Source organism: Arenibacter arenosicollis (assembly GCF_014397245.1).
GTDB lineage: Bacteria > Bacteroidota > Bacteroidia > Flavobacteriales > Flavobacteriaceae > Arenibacter > Arenibacter arenosicollis.
Genome location: NZ_JACLHY010000001.1, coordinates 482,305 through 500,951, shown reverse-complemented (window position 1 = coordinate 500,951; position 18,647 = coordinate 482,305). Strand labels below are relative to the sequence as shown.

Here is an 18,647-nt window from a genome sequence, read left to right as displayed (position 1 = left end):
GCAACCTATAAACTAAAACGAACTCTATGGATATTAAAGAAATTCAAAGCTTAATTAAATTTGTAGCCAAATCTGGGGCTAGTGAAGTAAAATTGGAGATGGAAGATATAAAAATCACCATCCGTACCGGGGCAGCTGGTCATACCCAAGAACCAACTTATGTTCAGCACATCCCTATGGGGAACCCTATGCAACAGCATATGGCTGCATCGCCTACTGGCTCTCCTTCGGTAGAAGTAGAGGTAAAAAAGGAAGCTGATGAAAATTCAAAATATATTACCATAAAATCCCCGATTATTGGAACATTTTATAGGAAACCCTCACCGGACAAACCTAATTTTGTTGAAGTTGGAGACACAATAAATAAAGGTGACGTGCTATGTGTCATAGAGGCGATGAAATTATTTAACGATATTGAGTCTGAAGTTTCCGGAACAATCGTGAAAGTTCTTGTAGATGATAGTTCACCTGTAGAATTTGATCAACCATTATTTATGGTAGATCCATCATAGGAAGTTTTAAATGTTAAATGTCGGATGACGATTTTCTATGGTTATTCCGAACCATTTAAAATTTAGATTACAAAATTTAAAATTTCAAAAGATGTTTAAAAAGATACTTATTGCAAATAGGGGAGAAATAGCGCTTCGTATTATCAGGACCTGTAAGGAAATGGGTATTAAAACGGTAGCGGTATATTCGAAAGCGGATGAGGAAAGCTTGCATGTTCGTTTTGCGGACGAAGCGGTTTGTATAGGTCCACCTCCAAGTAGTGAATCATATCTGAAGATTCCAAATATTATTGCTGCGGCCGAAATTACCAATGCCGATGCTATTCACCCTGGGTATGGTTTTCTTTCCGAAAACTCCAAATTTTCCAGAATTTGTGCGGAGCACGATATAAAATTTATTGGGGCCACAGGGGACCACATAGACAAGATGGGAGATAAGGCCACGGCCAAGGAGACCATGAAAAAGGCTGGCGTACCTTGTGTGCCTGGTTCTGAAGGCTTGCTAAAAGATGTAGCCGATGCCAAAAAAGTGGCTAAAAAGATGGGTTACCCCGTTATGATCAAAGCTACCGCTGGTGGTGGAGGTAAGGGAATGCGTGCGGTAATGTCCGAGGACAAGATGGAGGATCTTTTTAACAGTGCGGTTAAAGAGGCTACAGCAGCTTTTGGAAATGGCGGTATGTATATGGAAAAGTTGATAGAAGAACCGCGCCATATAGAAATCCAGATCGTAGGAGATCAATACGGCAAGGCATGTCACCTTTCAGAAAGGGACTGCTCTATTCAACGACGCCATCAAAAATTAACGGAAGAGACGCCTTCGCCCTTTATGACAGATAAGTTAAGGGACGATATGGGGAAAGCAGCAGTAAAAGCTGCTGAATATATTAAATACGAAGGAGCTGGTACAATAGAATTTCTAGTGGATAAACACCGGAACTTTTATTTTATGGAAATGAATACCAGGATTCAGGTAGAGCATCCCATAACAGAACAGGTAATAGATTACGATCTTATACGCGAGCAAATATTGGTTGCTGGTGGGGTACCTATTTCAGGGAAAAATTATCTTCCAAAGCTACACTCTATAGAATGCAGGATAAATGCCGAGGATCCCTACAACGGATTTAGGCCCTCTCCTGGAAAAATCACTACTTTGCATACCCCAGGGGGGCATGGGATTAGATTGGATACACATGTCTATAGTGGCTATACCATTCCTCCCAATTATGACTCCATGATTGCAAAGCTGATTACCACGGCGCAAACTAGGGAGGAAGCCATTAATAAAATGAAGCGTGCCTTGGATGAGTTTGTTATTGAAGGAATTAAGACAACCATACCTTTCCATAGACAGCTTATGGATCACCCAGATTACTTGGCGGGCAATTACACTACCAAGTTTATGGAAGACTTTGTAATGGCACCACAGCCAGTGGAATAACGGATAAGTGTAAAGAAAATTTATTTAACTAAGAAGGCGAAGTAATCTGTTGGTATACTACAGATTACTTCGCCTTCTTAGTTAAAGCGATTATTGCAACAAGCTTTTGCCATTGATTCCATTTATCGCCAAAGAAATAATACCTTTATTCCACTATTGTTATATTGATTATAAATACACCTACCCTCTATGAACCTAAGTTATTGGGAATATAAAACGTGGTTGTCCAACATAGATTTCACTGTTGTAGGTAGTGGGATAGTAGGGCTTAATTGTGCGCTATATTTAAAGAAACAATTTCCTGAAGCTAAGATTTTAGTATTGGAAAGAGGCCTTCTGCCTCAAGGGGCAAGTACAAAAAATGCTGGATTTGCATGTTTCGGTAGTGTATCGGAGATTTTATCGGACTTGCGGAAGCATACCGAGAAAGAGGTGCTGCAATTGGTAAAAAAGCGTTGGGAGGGTGTGCAATTACTTCGGGAAAATCTTGGTGATGAACAAATAGATTATCAAAACCACGGTGGGAATGAGGTTTTTTTGAAGGATCAAGAGGGTCTTTATGAAGATTGTCTGAATAATTTGGATAGGGTTAATTCCCTTTTAAAACCTGTATTCAAGGCGGACGCTTTCCAAACGCTCCCAAATAGCTTTGGTTTTAAAGGTATTCAGGAGAACTATATTTCCAGTCCGTTCGAAGGGCAGATCAACACCGGTAAAATGATGAAAACCTTATTGGATAAGGTGCAAAATAGTGGTGTAACGATCCTAAATTCCATTGGGGTGGAGAACTTTGTGGAAAATATAGACCATGTCATGATTAAAACCGATCATTTCGAATTTAGAACCAACAAGCTATTCATTGCAACCAATGGTTTTGCATCCCAATTAATTCGGGAAAAGGTAAAACCCGCCAGAGCACAGGTGCTGATTACCAAACCTATACATAACCTGAATATCAAAGGTACTTTTCATTTGGATGAAGGATATTATTATTTTAGGAACATTGAAGACCGAATTCTATTTGGAGGGGGAAGAAATCTGGATTTTAAAGGTGAAGAAACCAGCACTTTTGGAGAGACCACTTTGGTTCAGAATAGTCTTGAGAATATATTGCGGACCGTAATTTTACCCAATACGCCCTTTGAAATAGACCTAAGATGGAGTGGTATTATGGGTATGGGCAAACAAAAGAAACCCATTGTAAAACAATTGGGCAATAATGTATATTGCGGGGTTAGAATGGGGGGAATGGGTATTGCCATCGGTAGTTTAATAGGAAAGGAATTGGCCAATTTGGCGAAGTAGCCAGAAGGTAAAAAATGGTGAATATCTTAAAAGTTTAAATTAATGTATTTCTAAATGGACCAACCACCGAAACAACAACTATATGGGTTTTGTCAATTGTTTATTGAGAGTCGGTTAGCGCGGATTCAAAAAAATATTGATTCCTTACAGGAGGCCTTGAGCTCGGAGACGAAAAGTAGTGCCGGGGACAAGCATGAAACTGGTCGGGCTATGATTCAGTTGGAGCGTGAAAAATTGGGCAATCAGCTTTCCGAGGTAAATTTACTTAAGGAGTTGTTTAAGAAAATACCCCTAAAGACCAATTTGACCCACATAGGATTGGGAAGTGTGGTATATACCGATCAACAAAATTATTATTTGGGAATAAGTGCGGGGGAAATAAAAGTAGACGGAGTTTCCTATTATGCCATTGCACCCAATACGCCGGTTGGGAAATTGTTAATGGGGAAAGAAGTAGGTGATGTTGTTATTTTTAATACAAAAGAGATTGAAATACGGCAAATTGAGTAGTCTTGTTTTGCTTCTGTGACCGAAGTTTATATTAATAAACCTGTTATTTAGCTTAGATTATGTCCGAAATCATAGACCTTAGCCAAGAGATATTTTCCGGGATGCCCGTTTATAAAAGCCTTCCCGAGGTAAAGATAGAGATGTATGCCTCCCATGAACAATGGGAAGGTATTACCGATAGCAATTTGGTTTCACCAAGTGTATACAAATTGGAGATGAGTGAACATACCGGAACCCATGTGGATGCCTTGAACCATATGGCTGGTGAATTTAGGGGGCAATCTATAGACACCATGCCACTCTCCATGTTTTATACGGAGGGGATTTGTTTGGATTTGTCGCATAAGGGGCTAAAGGAGGTAATTGAGCCCAAAGATTTAATATCGGCCTGTACCAAGTCCAATATGACCGTTAAGAAGGGAGATACGGTCTTATTGTACACTGATCACTATAGAAGAGCTTATGGAAGCTTGGATTGGTCCAGTGGACCTGGATTAAGCGTCTCCGCGGCTAGATGGTTGGGAGAACAGGGAATTTCCGCATTTGGCGTAGAAATGATGTCGCCCGGAATTCCCGGTATTTCCAATAGGGAAGTGCATCAAATTTGTGGTGAGTTGGGCTTTACCCACTATGAAAATATGATCAATTTACATCTCTTGATTGGCCGTGGCCGATTTCGGTTTATTGGATTACCTTTAAAAATACGGGGAGGTACCGGGTCGCCCGTAAGGGCAGTAGCAGTTTTTGAGTAAAAGAAGATTCAACGGATTAATCCAATTTAGGCTTGCTGCGGTTCACCTTTTTAAGGGCAGCCCGTTTTTTGCTCTTTAATCGTTTTTCAATAGCCGATCTAGTGGGTTTGGTCTTTCTTCTTCTTTTTGGGACGACTAAATTTACTTGGATCGTTTCAAGGAATTTTTGAATGACCAGTTCCTTGTTTTTGTGTTGACTACGAGTTTCCTCACATTGCATTAAAAGAAGGTTTTCTTTACTTAGCTTGGAGGATAATTTTTTGCGAAGTCTATTTTTTTCCAATTCGGTCAGTGCATTGGAATTTTCCAGATCAAAGGTCAGTTCCACTTTGGAGGAAACTTTGTTTACATTTTGCCCCCCGGCACCGCTGCTCCGCACTGCTTTAAATTTTAGCTCCTGAATGATGCCTTCCTTGTTCAATTGGCTATTATGGTTTTAGACGTTGGTTAATGGTTTCTAAAGCAATGTTTAGAAAGACCTGTTTGCCTTCGGGTATGGATTCATCGGAATTAAAACGTATTCTATTCTCCCCGGACAACCCTTCTATCAAAAAATGACTGCCCATAAAATAGCATTTTTCTACAGTGGTGGGAATTCCGGATTTATTAGAGATTCTAAATTCATGGGCGTAAACAATAATTTTCCGCTCTACATCGCCATAAGATTTTATAATGTTTATAGGAATATGGTTGGCTTCCCCGAATAAGGTGGCGGTATAAATATTTTTTGGGTTGTTATAAAGATCTTTGGTATTGGCGTCTACCATTATTTCCTGATCTTTAAGAACAATAATTCTATTGGCATATGGTAGAATATCTTGGTAGTCATGTGTAGCCGTGATACAACTGATCTTTTCCTTTTTTAAGTATCCGAAGAGATTTCTTCTCAGTTGATTTTTTCTAAAATTGTCTATATGGCCAAATGGCTCGTCCAGAAGCAGTAGTTCCGGTTTTTGTGCCAGGACTCTGGCCAATGCTACTCGCTGTTGTTGGCCTCCGCTAAGGTTTTTAACCTTTACTTTGGCAAAGGGAACCATATCTATCATTTCCAACAATTCGGCAGTTCTCGCTTTTAATTCCTCTGGATAGAAAACAGATAGAAATTGACTTACATTTTCAGCCACAGTGGTGAAAGGCATAAGATCAAAATCCTGCGAAAGGTATTTCATGTAGGATTCGCCGGGAACGAGATTAAAATCAGGGCCCAACACCTGTTTCTCCCCCCAGAATATATCACCTTGATTGGGTTGAAGTAGACCGTAAATAATTTTGAGCAAGGTGCTTTTTCCACAGCCACTTTCCCCTACTATGGAGATGTGTTCACCTTTGGCTACCTTAAAATTAATATCGGTCAATACCGGTATTTTATCATAAGCGAACGAAAGTGAATTGACTTGTAACATGGGCTATAACTATAAATGTAACTATAGGGGATAAAAAAAGTCCATTTCTAAAAGAAACGGACTTAGAACAAAATTATTGATTTTTTTTATACTAATCCTTAAAATCTTTTAAAACTCCCTTGTTGGGGAGTTCCTTAAAACCCATATTGAACAAGGTGAATCCATAAATATCCACATTTTGTTCAATGGTCTTGCTCACTGGAGTTCCTGCTCCATGGCCGGCATTAACTTCAATACGTATCAAAGTAGGGTTGTTCCCTGACTGCTTTTCCTGCAGTTCTGCAGCAAACTTAAAGCTATGTGCAGGTACAACCCTATCGTCATGATCTCCGGTGGTAATAAGGGTTGCAGGGTATTGCACACCTGCCCTAACATTATGAATAGGGGAATATCCCTTTAGGTAATTAAACATTTCCTTGTTGTCTTCAGAAGTTCCATAGTCATAGGCCCAGCCCGCACCTGCAGTAAAGGTGTGGTATCTAAGCATATCCAAAACACCTACAGCTGGCAAGGCTACCTTCATTAAGTCTGGTCTTTGGGTCATGACAGCGCCAACCAAAAGTCCACCGTTGGAACCTCCCTTAATGGCCAAATGGTCGCTGGAGGTATATTTTTGATTTATCAAATATTCAGCGGCAGCTATAAAATCGTCAAAGACATTTTGTTTTTTGGTTTTGATACCGGCATCGTGCCATTTTTTTCCATATTCGCCACCACCTCTTAGGTTCGGTACGGCAAAGATTCCTCCTTGTTCCATCCAAACCGCATTGGTAACGCTAAAGGCAGGCGTTAGGCTAATATTGAATCCACCATAACCGTAGAGTATGGTCGGATTTGTGCCGTTTAATTCCACTCCTTTTTTATGGGTAATGATCATGGGTATCTCAGTGCCATCCTTTGAGGAGTAGAAGACCTGCTTGGATTCATATTCTTCAGGATTGAAATCTAATTCAGGTTTCCAGTATAACGTATATTCGCCAGTAGTGATATTGTATTTATAGGAGGATCCCGGGGTATTGTAGTTGGTAAAAGAGAAGTAGAGTTCGGTTTCCTTCTTTTTTCCGCTAAAACCACCGGCACTTCCAAGTCCTGGAAGTACAAGTGCGCGAATCATATTTCCTTCATGGTCATATTGGTACACTTTGGAAATGGCATCTACCATATATTCTGTAAAGAAATATCCCCCGGCAGTGCCTACAGAAAGAACATTTTGCGTTTCTGGAATTAAATCTGTCCAATGTTCTGGAGTTGGATTTTGTGCATCTACAGAAACGACTTTCTTATTGGGCGCATTTCTATTGGTCAATATAAACAGCTTTGACCCCACATTGTGTATAACTTGGCTATCGGTGTCAGGGGTATCCAAAATGGTAATTAGGTCGCCTCCAGGCAGGTTTAAGTCCTTTATAAATAACTTATTGCCAGAGGTGGATACTGCGGCCGAAATAATTAGATATTGATCATCTTCTGTAACATAGCCACCAACATACCTGTGTTTTTCTGATGGAATACCACCAAATACCACTTCATCCTTTTTCTGAGAGGTTCCCAATTTGTGATAGTAAAGTTTGTGTTGGTCCGTCTTGGCAGATAATTCACTGCCTTTGGGTTTGTCATAACTAGAGTAATAGAAACCCTCGTTTCCTTTCCAGGAAACCCCACTAAATTTTATATCTACCAAAGTATCTTCTACAATGGATTTGTCCTCGGCATTTATTACGAGTACTTTTCGCCAATCACTTCCGCCTTCCGATATGGAATACGCTGCTATGGAGCCATCCTTGGAAAAATTTATTCCTGCTAATGAGGTTGTGGCATCGTCGGAAAAGGAATTGGGATCCAGGAATACCTCTGCTTCCTTATCATCTCCCTTCTTACGGTACAACACATTCTGATTTTGCAAGCCATCGTTCTTAAAGAAATAAGTATAATGGCCTTCCTTGAACGGAGATCCCAGCTTCTCGTAGTTCCATAATTGTTCCAAACGTTTTTTCAAATCCTTGCGAAATGGGATTTTGTCCAGATAATTATATGTAGTCTCATTTTGTTGCTTTACCCAATTTTCTGTCTCAGTGCTTCTGTCGTCTTCCAACCAACGGAATGGGTCATTGACCTTTGTTCCAAAATATGTATCTACGGTATCAACTCTTTTTGTTGTGGGATAATTCAAAACGATGGTTTTTTTTTGAGTGGGCTCGCAGCCAGAATTAATTATAGTTGCAAGTGGGATTATTAAAGATTTCTTCATGAAATGGGGGTACGCTTATGCCAAAAATAGCATAAAAAAAACCTTTGTAAAAAGTAGTTACAAAGGTTTTAACATCTTATCCTCCACTCTCGGAAGAGTTAGATTTTCACCAAGGGTATTAGGTAAGTTAATTACACTAATTGGTTCTGAACCAAATATTCTGCAATTTGTACTGCGTTCGTAGCTGCTCCTTTTCTAAGGTTATCAGCAACGATCCACATGTTCAAAGTATTGGGTTGTGTTTCATCCCTTCTAATTCTTCCTACAAAAACATCATCCTTGCCATGGGCATAAATTGGCATTGGGTAAGTATTGGTATCGGTATTGTCCTGAACAACGATTCCCGGGGTTTCATTTAATAGTCTCCTTACTTCCGTAAGTTCAAAATCGTTTTCAAATTCTACATTGACCGATTCTGAATGACCTCCGGCTGTTGGGATACGTACGGCTGTAGCGGTAACGGAAAATGTCCTGTCATTGAATATCTTTTGTGGCTCATTGGCCAACTTCATCTCTTCTTTGGTGTAGCCATTGTCCAGGAACACGTCACAATGTGGCAATGCATTTTTCCCGATGGGATAAGGATATGCCATTTCACCCTGTATTCCTGCTATTTCATTTTCCAATTGCTGAACGGCTTTTACACCTGTTCCTGAAACCGACTGGTAGGTAGAAACAACCACCCTTTTCATATTGTATGTCTTATGTAAGGAAGACAGTGCCAATACCATCTGAATAGTGGAACAGTTTGGATTTGCTATTATTTTATCATCCTTGGTCAATTCGCCTGCGTTTATTTCAGGAACCACCAACTTTTTGGAGGGATCCATACGCCATGCTGAAGAATTATCTATTACTGTGGTACCGACCGCTGCAAATTTTGGGGCCCACTCCAAAGAAATGTCTCCACCTGCAGAAAAAATGGCAATGTCCGGTTTGGCAGCTACCGCAGTTTCTAAGCCAATTAGAGTATGTTCCTTACCTTGGAAGGTTAATTTTTTGCCTACAGATCTTTCAGAGGCTACTACCAATAATTCAGTTACAGGAAAATTACGTTCTGCCAATACTTTTAGCATTACTTCCCCTACCATCCCTGTTGCACCAACTACAGCTACTTTCATTACGATTAAATTAAAATTTCAGTTGGCAAATGTACAGATAATAGGGTATTAAACAATACATAGATCAGAATGTATTAAAAATATAACAAATTGTTATAAATAACACATTGTTATAAAAAAGAACCGTCAACTTGGATAGCGAATCTTAGTTGACGGTTTTTGTTGGTTAGTTGGTAGTGAAGCGGTTAGACCTTGAATTGACATCAAAGTCCAATATGTAAAATAGTGATATTATTTTTTTAATAAATCCCTGATTTGAGTCAATAGTTCTTCCTGACTTGGACCTTTTGGCGCTTCAGGAGCTGCCTCTTTAGGTTTTTTGGTTTTGTTATAAGCTTTTACAATTATAAAAAGAACAAAACCAACAATAATTAAGTTGATTATAGAATTTACCCAAGCTCCATAACGGATGGCACTTGCTGGTTTTTCAACCGTTCCGTCTGCGGCCACCACCGCCTCTGAAAGAACAATTTGCATATCGGAGAAATCCACGCCTCCAGTAAAATACCCTACTATGGGCATCATAATATCATTGACAAATCCACTGACAACCAAGCCTGCGGCACTTGCCAATAAAACTGCAACAGCCAAATCAATGACATTGCCAGTCATAATAAAATCCTTAAATTCTTTGAACATAATTAGTGTTTTAATTAATTAATAGTATCTGCAATGTAGCTTAAAAAGATGTCTTAACAAAACGTTAAAATAATTTTTTATCCATCGGACTTATTTTTTAATTGACAGTATTCATTGAGGGTACACGGCAAGTTAGGTACAGGAATTCCTAATCAATATAAATTCTTTTAACGCGCTGCGAAATTCCAGTAAGAAGCTCGTAAGTTATCGTTTTGGCGGAAGAGGCTAAAAATTCTGCACTGGGTTTTTTGCCAAAAACAATGACCTCGTCACCTTCCTTACAATCAATCCCTGTGACATCTACCATAATCATATCCATACATACGTTCCCAATAATGGGCGCCAATTTTCCATTTACGGAAACCTGTCCAACGCGATTGCCGTATTGTCGGCCAATTCCATCTGCGTGTCCTAAAGGAAGTGTTGCAGTTACTATGGACGTATTGGAAACAAATGCCCTATTATAACCGACACTTTCATTTGGTTCAATTTTGTGAATTTGCGATATGATCGTTTTTAGGGTAGCCACAGGAATTAATTTTTCATCTTCGGAGGCTTCGTTGCCAAAACCGTAGATGCCAATTCCACTTCTCACCATATCATATTGAGCTTCCGGATAATTTATTATACCGGAAGTGTTCAGCATATGCCTCCAGGGTTGGCTATTCAATTTGGTAATAAGTTGCGAACTAATTTTTTCGAAAAGTTGTATCTGTGCCAAGGTAAACTCCTTTTCATTCATATCTTCGGAGGCCGCTAAATGTGAAAACAAAGAGCTGATTTTTATCTGTTCTGCTCCTTCAAGCGAACTAGCAATAAATTCCATATCCTTTTCTCCAAAGCCCAACCTGTTTAGACCGGTGTTGAATTTTAAATGTACAGGGTAATTCTTTTGTCCAAGTTGCTTTGCCAATTTTAAAAAAGAGCTTAAAATAGCAGGGGAATAAAGACTTGGTTCCAGACATTTTTCTATCATTGTGGCAAAACTTACCTGTTGGGGATGAAGTACCAAAATGGGCAATTTTATACCTGCGTTCCTTAAGGCCACTCCTTCCAAAGTATAGGCTACCGCTAGGTAATCTGCTCCAAGTGATTCCAGTTTTTTTGCAATGGCAATGGAATCGCTTCCATAGGCAAATGCCTTCACCACCCCTAGAAATTTAGTACTGGGATTAATTTTCGACCTTAAATAATGATAATTGTGTTCCAGTGCCCTTAGGTCGATTTCCAGAACGGTTTCACCAACCTTAGTCATTCGATTTTTTTTGAGGGGGGAGTATTTGCTCTGAAGTAACTTCAATGGCATTCACTTTTTCCTTTAGCATGGCCTTGTAGTAGGCCGCACGACTAAGGGGCTCATATTCTTCGGTTTCTCCCAGAAATACCAATTTATTATTGTTGGCTTTTCTAAAACTATAGTTGGCCAGATTGCCTGTTCGTGTACAAACGGCATGTACTTTGGTAACGTATTCCGCAGTAGCCATAAGCGCGGGCATAGGTCCAAACGGATTGCCTTTGAAATCCATATCCAAGCCGGCTACCACCACTCGGATACCCTTGTTGGCCAGATCGTTGCAAACCGTTACGATTTCATCATCGAAAAATTGTGCCTCATCAATCCCTACTACGTCACAACCATCCGCCAAAAGACGAATATTTGCAGCTGCAGGTACCGGCGTAGATCTTATTTCGTTGGCATCGTGGGAAACTACCATTTCCTCGTGATATCTTTTGTCTACCATGGGCTTAAAAATCTCCACTTTTTGTTTTGCAAATGTGGCTCTTTTCAACCTCCGGATCAGTTCCTCGGTCTTACCAGAGAACATAGAACCGCAGATTACTTCGATCCAACCGAATTGTTCTTTAGGGTTAACAGTATTTTCGAGAAACATTTTGTAATTTTAGACTAAAGTAATTTGTTTTCCGTTTGTTTTTAGGAGGGATAAAATTATTAAAAAAATAATCCTTCTAGTATTAATATTGGTAAAAGTTGATAATCTTGATTACTTCATTTTGTAACCAAGTATTATTACCTATAAGGAATTGTTATTTTTGGCACTCAAATTGAGCTCCAACTAATTAAAAATATATTCAGATGAAAAAGAGACTTAAAGAGGAATTGAGAAAATTATCAACAGAAATAATAACCTCGAGAAACTTAAACGATTTCTCGGCCTTATATGAAACTGCCAGGGAGTTATATGAAAAGTTGGCAGTTCTTAAATATATTGAAGAGAAATTAAACGAGGTAGAGATCGATGTTTCCAAGAATGCCATCGCTGCCAAATTTGAAACAATGGCCAATTCGGTTTTAAATGCGAATTCATCTGTACCGGAAAGTAACCCACATAAGGAGGATATTATTATTCCAGGTATCGATACCATTAAGGACATGATATCGGAAATGCCCGGTGCCACGACCATAGACGAGGTTTTGTCCCAGTTTACCAACAAACCGGATTTGATAAAGAACGATAAAGATTTATTTATGCCCAAAGAAGTGAAAACCGTAAAAGCTGGTGGTACGGCCCAATCGGTGGAACACGGCTCTCAAAAAGTCCTGAAAGTGGATTTAAACGATCGCTTGGCATTTGTAAAGCATCTCTTCAACAATAATATGGAGGATTATAACAGGGTGTTGTCCCAGTTAAGTACCATTGACAGTGAAGAACGTTCTATTTCTTTTATTACCAACATGGTAAAACCTGACTACAACCATTGGGAGGGCAAAGAAGAGTACGAACAACGATTTATGAATGTAATCGCCCGAAAATTTTCGTAAATCGGCATAAATGGTGGCTTACGAAATTTTTGAACACTGATTTTCATTATTTTTGCCACTTCTTGCCTGCAATTTCAAGCAAAGTGGGTGTTTAATACAATTGATGGGGAAATTATATATAGTACCTACTCCTATAGGTAATTTAGAAGATATTACGTTACGCGCTATCAGGGTGCTCAAGGAAGTAGACCTTATTTTGGCAGAGGATACCCGAACCAGTGGCAAATTATTGCACCATTACAGTATTGAAACCCCAATGCAAAGTCACCATATGCACAATGAGCATAAGACCGTAGATGGTATTGTAAGACGCTTGCAAGCTGGGGAGGTCATTGCATTGATATCGGATGCCGGGACCCCGGCCATATCCGACCCTGGTTTTTTGCTTACCCGTGCCTGTGTAGAAAATAGGATTGAGGTAGATTGCCTGCCCGGTGCAACTGCATTTGTCCCTGCATTGGTAAATAGTGGTCTTCCCAACGATAAATTTGTCTTTGAAGGGTTCTTGCCCGTAAAAAAAGGAAGGCAAACTAGACTGACTTTGTTGGCCGAGGAACCTAGGACGATCATAATTTACGAATCCCCACATAAGCTGGTTAAGACATTGTCCCATTTTGAGACCTTTTTTGGACCTGATAGGTTGGTTTCGGTTTCACGTGAGTTGTCAAAAATGTATGAGGAAACAATAAGGGGTACGGTAAAAGAGGTCTTACAGCATTATACGGATAATCCGCCCAAAGGCGAGATCGTTATTGTAGTGTCAGGTAAAAAGTAATGGAACGATTATTATCGGAAATAAGAAGTTGCCAAGTATGTAAGTCACATTTGCCCTTGGGCCCCAGACCCATAGTAGCCGCACATCCCAACGCCAGGATTATCATTATTGGCCAGGCTCCCGGAACCAAGGTCCACGAAACCGGAATTCCGTGGGATGATCCCAGCGGTAGGCAGTTGAGAAAATGGCTCAATATTTCGGATTCCGTTTTTTATGATGAAAGTAAAGTAGCACTGATGCCTATGGGCTTTTGCTACCCAGGTAGGGGTAAGGGGGGAGACTTGCCTCCTAGACCGGAATGCGCCCCTTTATGGCACAGTGCATTGCTGGAAAATATGCCTCACTTGGAATTGATTATTCTCATTGGTACTTATGCCCAGAATTATTACTTAGGAAAGAGCTCAAAAAGAACCTTGACCGAAACGGTGAAGAACTATCGTGAATTTTTGCCTAAATATTTTCCACTGCCCCATCCCTCTCCCAGAAATAGGTTTTGGCAGACAAAAAATCCTTGGTTTCAAACGGAGGTGGTACCTGTATTACAGGAAAGGGTTGCCCATATACTTCGAATTTTGTGACCCCTAATATTCTATTGATTTTAATTACATCCCAACAATACGTCCAGAACCCTGTAACAAAAGTATTTCAACCTATAATTGGGAAGTTTGTCTAAAACCTTTTTTACGCCACTGCCTATGAGTTACTTTTGGAGGACCATAGCATAAGTAGGTTAAGTTCATGGTAAGATTTGGGGAAAAAAGGCGGAGCTAAGCTTCGCCTTTTTTATTGCTGAATATCAGTATTTTAACCTTAATCGGACAACTTTTTCCTGTTAACGACCTCTATCAGCAAAAAAAATATATAGATAATATTTCATAAATATTTTTGTTATTTCTCACAATACCAGTATTTTAGTATCGCCATAGCATAAGTAGGTTAAGTTTATGGTAAGATTTGGGACGAAAAGGGTGGAGGCTTCTCCACCCTTTTCTATGTATTGAAATCAAAAAAAGTCCGCCCATTAAAATTTTAATGGGCGGACTTTTAATTTTAGCGTGAATCGCGTTAAGAATGTAACCGAAAATTATCCTTAGGCAGCATAAAAATTGTTGCCTATAGTTCAAGATAATTTTTGGTTACTTCCAAGGGATCTTCTATTTATTAGCCTTATAGGAAGCGGCTACTTTATCCCAATTAACTACATTAAAAAATGCATTGATGTAGTCTGGTCTTCTATTCTGATAATTTAGGTAATAGGCATGTTCCCAGACATCCAATCCTAAAATTGGAAACCCTCCGCAGCCGGTTCCCGGCATAAGTGGATTGTCCTGGTTTGGAGTAGAGCATATTTCCAGTTTTCCTCCTTTATGAACACATAACCAAGCCCATCCAGAGCCAAATCTTGTTGCCGCGGCTTTGGCAAAAGCATCCTTAAAAGATTCGAAAGAACCAAATGCGGATTTTATAGCATCTGCAAGATCTCCGGAAGGTTGTCCGCCACCATTTGGGGACATGATTTCCCAAAATAAGGAGTGGTTAAAGAATCCTCCGCCATTGTTTCTAACTGCGGCATTGGACATATCCAAGCTGCCCAAAATATCCAAGATAGATTTTTTTGCCAGATCAGTTCCGTCAAGTGCGTTGTTTAAATTGGTAGTATACCCGTTGTGATGCTTGGTATGGTGTATTTCCATGGTCCTGGCATCAATATGTGGTTCCAAAGCGTCGTACGCATAAGGTAATTTAGGTAATTCAAAAGCCATAATGTTCTAGTTTTTATGTTAAAAAATGTTGTTTCCCAAAATTACGGTTTTATGATATAAATTCACCTAATAATTTGTTAAGAACTGTTTAATATTGCTTATTTTGCGACTAAAATAACGTGCAGGACGCTCCTTACAAAATTTATAACGCCTCTGCTGGCTCTGGCAAGACCTACACTCTAGCAAAAGAGTATTTAAAAATAATCCTTTCCTCAGATTTTAATAAGAACTATCGCAGTATTCTGGCCATTACGTTTACAAACAAAGCTGTAAACGAAATGAAACAACGGATTTTGGGCAGTCTTTTTAATTTTGGAAAACTGTCGGATAATCTTGAAATTCCTCCCATGCTCGCCGATATATCACAGGAATTAGGGGTCGATACAGGTACATTGCGCAATAGATCCAGGAAGGTGCTAAAGGAGATTCTTCATAATTATGCCTTTTTTGATGTTTCTACAATTGATAAATTCACCCATAGGCTAATTAGAACTTTTGCAAAAGATTTAAAACTTCCCCAAAATTTTGAAGTGGTCCTGGATACCAAATTATTGTTGGATGAAGCTATTGCCAAGCTTATCAATAAGGCTGGCGCCAATGCCCAATTGACCAAGGTGTTGATTGATTTTGCCTTGGAAAAAATAGATGGTGATAAAAGTTGGGATATTGCTTTTGACCTACAAAAAATAGGTGCTTTATTGTTCAATGAGAATCAGGCTCCTCATTTAAAGAAACTGGAAGGTAAGAGTATAGAGGATTTTGTGGATTTAAAAAAGGAATTGGTACTGCAAATTCAGGCCCATGAAATGAAGATAATAGACTGGGCGAAGGAAACCCTAACTATTATTGAGGATAATAATCTGGAATTCAATAATTTTAAAGCAGGCTACTTTCCAAAATTTATGGCAAAAATAGCAGGTGGGGATTTAAATATAGATTTCAATTCGGGGTGGAAACAAAATTTTGAAACAGACCCCTTATACGCCAAGGCCTGCCGCCAGGATATTAAAGATATACTGGACGGACTACATCCAAGATTTATAAGTCTGTTTAATGAAATAAGGGAAAACTCCATTGTTTTGTCGCTGCTCAAGAACGGCTATAACAACATTGTTCCCTTAACGGTTCTGAGTGCTATTCAACATGAAATTAAGAACCTGGAACTGGAGCGGGATCTTTTGCCCATATCTTCCTTCAATAGTATTATTTCCAAGGAGATTAAAGATCAGCCGGCCCCTTTTATTTATGAACGTATTGGGGAAAAGTACCGTCATTATTTTGTGGACGAGTTTCAGGATACTTCCGAGATGCAATGGAACAACCTAATTCCTTTGATCGGTAACGCATTGGAAAGTGTGGACGACCAAGGAAGAATAGGTTCATTGCTTTTGGTAGGCGATGCCAAACAGGCCATATACCGTTGGAGAGGCGGAAAGGCCGAACAGTTTTTAAATCTGATCAATCTTAAGGATAATCCATTTGTAATTCCGCCAACCACATCAAATCTCCCTGCCAATTACCGTAGTCATGAGGAAGTAATAAAATTCAATAACGATTTTTTCACGGTTACCAGTCCTTTTTTGGAGAACAGTGTTTATAATAAATTGTTCGTGGAGGGAAATAGTCAACACTATAATAGTAAAAAAGGGGGTTTGGTACAGCTTTCCTTTATTGATGTTGAGGAATCCAGTGATGAAGACGAGGAGTACTGTAATTCGGTATTGAACACTTTAGAGGAAGCCTTAAAAAAGAACTATTCCCTTAGGGATATTTGTATCCTTACCCGCAAGAAAAAACACGGTATTTTATTGGCAGATTTCCTAATGCAAAATAAAGTTCCTATCATTTCGTCTGAAACACTGCTGTTAAACAGTAATCCCAAGGTAAGGTTCTTGATTAATTTATTACATTTTAGTCTTCAGCCCAACGAGAAGGAAAGGTGTTATGAAATCCTGAGCTTTCTTTCCGAGGCCCAGGAAAAGAGACATCAATTTATAAACTCCAATATTAATAGGGTTGCCCAATTGCTCCAGGAGAACTACGGGTTTAATGTAAAAATGCTGGGACAGTCCTCCGTTTATGACGGTTTGGAATATGCTATTAAAAAATTTGGATTGGCAGACATTTCTGACGCCTATATAACGTATTTTTTGGATGTTGTTTTGGAAGTGGAACAAAAGGAAGGTGCCAATACCCAAGTTTTTTTGGCTCATTGGGAAAAGAAAAAGGAAAGGTTAAGTATAACTGCACCGGAAAATGTTGATGCCGTTCAGATAATGACCGTACATAAATCCAAGGGTTTGGAATTTCCAATTGTAATCTTTCCTTTTGCCAATACCAATATATATGAAGAAAGGGATGCCAAATTATGGCTGCCTGTTAATCCTATTGCCTTTAATGGTTTTGAAGAGATTCTTATCAATAAAAAGCAGGAGGTGATTAGCTATGGTGCAGAAGCGGAAGCACTTTATAATGAGGAACAGCATAAATTGGAATTGGATGCCTTTAATTTATTATATGTCGCCTTGACAAGGGCGATTAAAGGCCTTTATGTGATCTCTAAAAAAGACCTAACACCAAAAGGCGAGCACAAACCAAATTTATACTCAGGATTATTCATACACTATTTAAAGGAAAAGGGTTTTTGGGAGGAGGCCAAGACTTGCTATCAATTCGGAAATCTTGAAATTCAGGATGAACCGTCCAAGGGGGAACATCAGGAAAAGATATCCCATTTATACAGTTTTAAGGAGCGACCAGAGTTTAGGATCTTAACCAAGTCGGGCGCTCTATGGGATACCGAAAGGGGAACTGCCATTAGTAAAGGAAATTTATTGCATTTTATAATGGGGCTAATAGAGACCAATGAGGATATAGACCGTGCTATAGATGGTCTAATAAGAAATGGTGATCTTTCCCAAGAGGATAGCATGGGGATGGGTCAAAGGATAAAGGCCATTGTGGAACATCCAAAACTGAATAGCTACTATGATAAAGGGAACCTTATTAAGAACGAACAGGATATCCTTACCCAAAACGGGAAGATACTTCGCCCAGATAGGATAGTAATAAAGGATAACAGGGCGTCAATAATAGATTATAAGACGGGTAAAAAGAATCCCGCCTACCACGAACAAATCTATTCCTATGCCGACGCCTTGGAAGCAATGGGATATGAAATTGAAAACAAAATCCTTATATATATCAATGAGGAAATTACGCTGGAATTTATCTAGTTGGTATTAAAGCTTTTATCTGGTAAAGTAGATAAAATATAGACTTAGAAATGGGCTGGCGGCGATTTAATTGATTGTTATACCCCCGTTTTTAGTCCAGAATCATGTTATATGAAGCCTAAATAAGGTAGAAATAGACCAAAATACTGCCCGAAAA

Annotated in this window: 17 protein-coding genes; 9 read left to right on the top strand and 8 right to left on the bottom strand. The window is 39.3% G+C overall.

The genetic code is table 11. The annotated features are described in order from the left end of the window. Positions 1–26: 26 nt before the first annotated feature. The 5 genes from accB (at position 27) to H4O18_RS02085 (ending at position 4,523) form a co-directional block, all read left to right on the top strand. On the top strand, positions 27–512 hold the full coding sequence (gene accB / locus H4O18_RS02105; protein WP_187581446.1) for an acetyl-CoA carboxylase biotin carboxyl carrier protein: 486 nt from the start codon (positions 27–29) through the stop codon (positions 510–512). Between the two features lie 91 nt (positions 513–603). After that, complete coding sequence (accC, locus tag H4O18_RS02100) at positions 604–1,956, top strand: acetyl-CoA carboxylase biotin carboxylase subunit (protein ID WP_187581445.1); 1,353 nt, start codon at positions 604–606, stop codon at positions 1,954–1,956. 189 nt (positions 1,957–2,145) lie between these two features. Next, positions 2,146–3,261: an NAD(P)/FAD-dependent oxidoreductase gene (locus H4O18_RS02095; RefSeq protein WP_187581444.1), complete on the top strand. Its 1,116-nt coding sequence runs from the start codon at positions 2,146–2,148 to the stop codon at positions 3,259–3,261. 54 nt (positions 3,262–3,315) lie between these two features. Further along, positions 3,316–3,771, top strand: coding sequence for a 3-oxoacyl-ACP synthase (locus H4O18_RS02090; RefSeq protein ID WP_187581443.1), 456 nt, complete (start codon positions 3,316–3,318; stop codon positions 3,769–3,771). A 59-nt stretch (positions 3,772–3,830) separates the two neighbouring features. Beyond that, complete coding sequence (locus H4O18_RS02085; protein ID WP_187581442.1) at positions 3,831–4,523, top strand: cyclase family protein; 693 nt, start codon at positions 3,831–3,833, stop codon at positions 4,521–4,523. 16 nt (positions 4,524–4,539) lie between these two features. Here the strand turns inward: H4O18_RS02085 and arfB are convergent, their stop codons facing one another. The 7 genes from arfB to H4O18_RS02050 all read right to left on the bottom strand — a co-directional run bounded on the left by arfB (position 4,540) and on the right by H4O18_RS02050 (position 11,826). Then, a complete protein-coding gene (gene arfB, locus H4O18_RS02080) occupies positions 4,540–4,944 on the bottom strand; it encodes an alternative ribosome rescue aminoacyl-tRNA hydrolase ArfB (RefSeq protein ID WP_187581441.1) in 405 nt (134 codons plus the stop codon). A 7-nt stretch (positions 4,945–4,951) separates the two neighbouring features. Further along, positions 4,952–5,926, bottom strand: coding sequence for an ABC transporter ATP-binding protein (locus tag H4O18_RS02075; RefSeq protein ID WP_187581440.1), 975 nt, complete (start codon positions 5,924–5,926; stop codon positions 4,952–4,954). Positions 5,927–6,017: 91 nt separating this feature from the next. Then, positions 6,018–8,174: a prolyl oligopeptidase family serine peptidase gene (locus H4O18_RS02070; protein ID WP_187581439.1), complete on the bottom strand. Its 2,157-nt coding sequence runs from the start codon at positions 8,172–8,174 to the stop codon at positions 6,018–6,020. 131 nt (positions 8,175–8,305) lie between these two features. Further along, positions 8,306–9,295 (bottom strand): aspartate-semialdehyde dehydrogenase, encoded by a 990-nt coding sequence (locus H4O18_RS02065; protein ID WP_187581438.1) that lies wholly within the window; start codon positions 9,293–9,295, stop codon positions 8,306–8,308. Positions 9,296–9,526: 231 nt separating this feature from the next. Further along, positions 9,527–9,934 (bottom strand): large conductance mechanosensitive channel protein MscL, encoded by a 408-nt coding sequence (gene mscL / locus H4O18_RS02060; protein ID WP_187581437.1) that lies wholly within the window; start codon positions 9,932–9,934, stop codon positions 9,527–9,529. Positions 9,935–10,082: 148 nt separating this feature from the next. Continuing rightward, positions 10,083–11,189, bottom strand: coding sequence for an alanine racemase (gene alr, locus H4O18_RS02055; RefSeq protein WP_187581436.1), 1,107 nt, complete (start codon positions 11,187–11,189; stop codon positions 10,083–10,085). Further along, positions 11,182–11,826: a thymidine kinase gene (locus H4O18_RS02050; RefSeq protein WP_187581435.1), complete on the bottom strand. Its 645-nt coding sequence runs from the start codon at positions 11,824–11,826 to the stop codon at positions 11,182–11,184. Before H4O18_RS02050 ends, alr begins: the two co-directional genes overlap by 8 nt. Positions 11,827–12,029: 203 nt before the next feature. Between H4O18_RS02050 and H4O18_RS02045 the strand changes: the two genes are divergently transcribed. The 3 genes from H4O18_RS02045 (at position 12,030) to H4O18_RS02035 (ending at position 14,069) form a co-directional block, all read left to right on the top strand. Beyond that, positions 12,030–12,716 (top strand): hypothetical protein, encoded by a 687-nt coding sequence (locus tag H4O18_RS02045; RefSeq protein WP_187581434.1) that lies wholly within the window; start codon positions 12,030–12,032, stop codon positions 12,714–12,716. A gap of 103 nt (positions 12,717–12,819) precedes the next feature. Then, the gene (rsmI, locus tag H4O18_RS02040) at positions 12,820–13,491 is read left to right on the top strand and encodes a 16S rRNA (cytidine(1402)-2'-O)-methyltransferase (RefSeq protein WP_187581433.1); all 672 of its coding nucleotides are present in this window, start codon (positions 12,820–12,822) and stop codon (positions 13,489–13,491) included. Then, positions 13,491–14,069, top strand: a complete 579-nt coding sequence (locus H4O18_RS02035; RefSeq protein WP_187581432.1) for a uracil-DNA glycosylase family protein — start codon at positions 13,491–13,493, stop codon at positions 14,067–14,069. Before rsmI ends, H4O18_RS02035 begins: the two co-directional genes overlap by 1 nt. Positions 14,070–14,645: 576 nt before the next feature. Here the strand turns inward: H4O18_RS02035 and H4O18_RS02030 are convergent. After that, on the bottom strand, positions 14,646–15,254 hold the full coding sequence (locus tag H4O18_RS02030) for a superoxide dismutase (protein ID WP_222942310.1): 609 nt from the start codon (positions 15,252–15,254) through the stop codon (positions 14,646–14,648). Between the two features lie 119 nt (positions 15,255–15,373). On the opposite strand from H4O18_RS02030, the gene H4O18_RS22440 reads away from it, so the two are divergent. Further along, positions 15,374–18,490, top strand: coding sequence for a UvrD-helicase domain-containing protein (locus H4O18_RS22440; protein ID WP_187581431.1), 3,117 nt, complete (start codon positions 15,374–15,376; stop codon positions 18,488–18,490). The last annotated feature ends 157 nt before the right edge of the window (positions 18,491–18,647 follow it).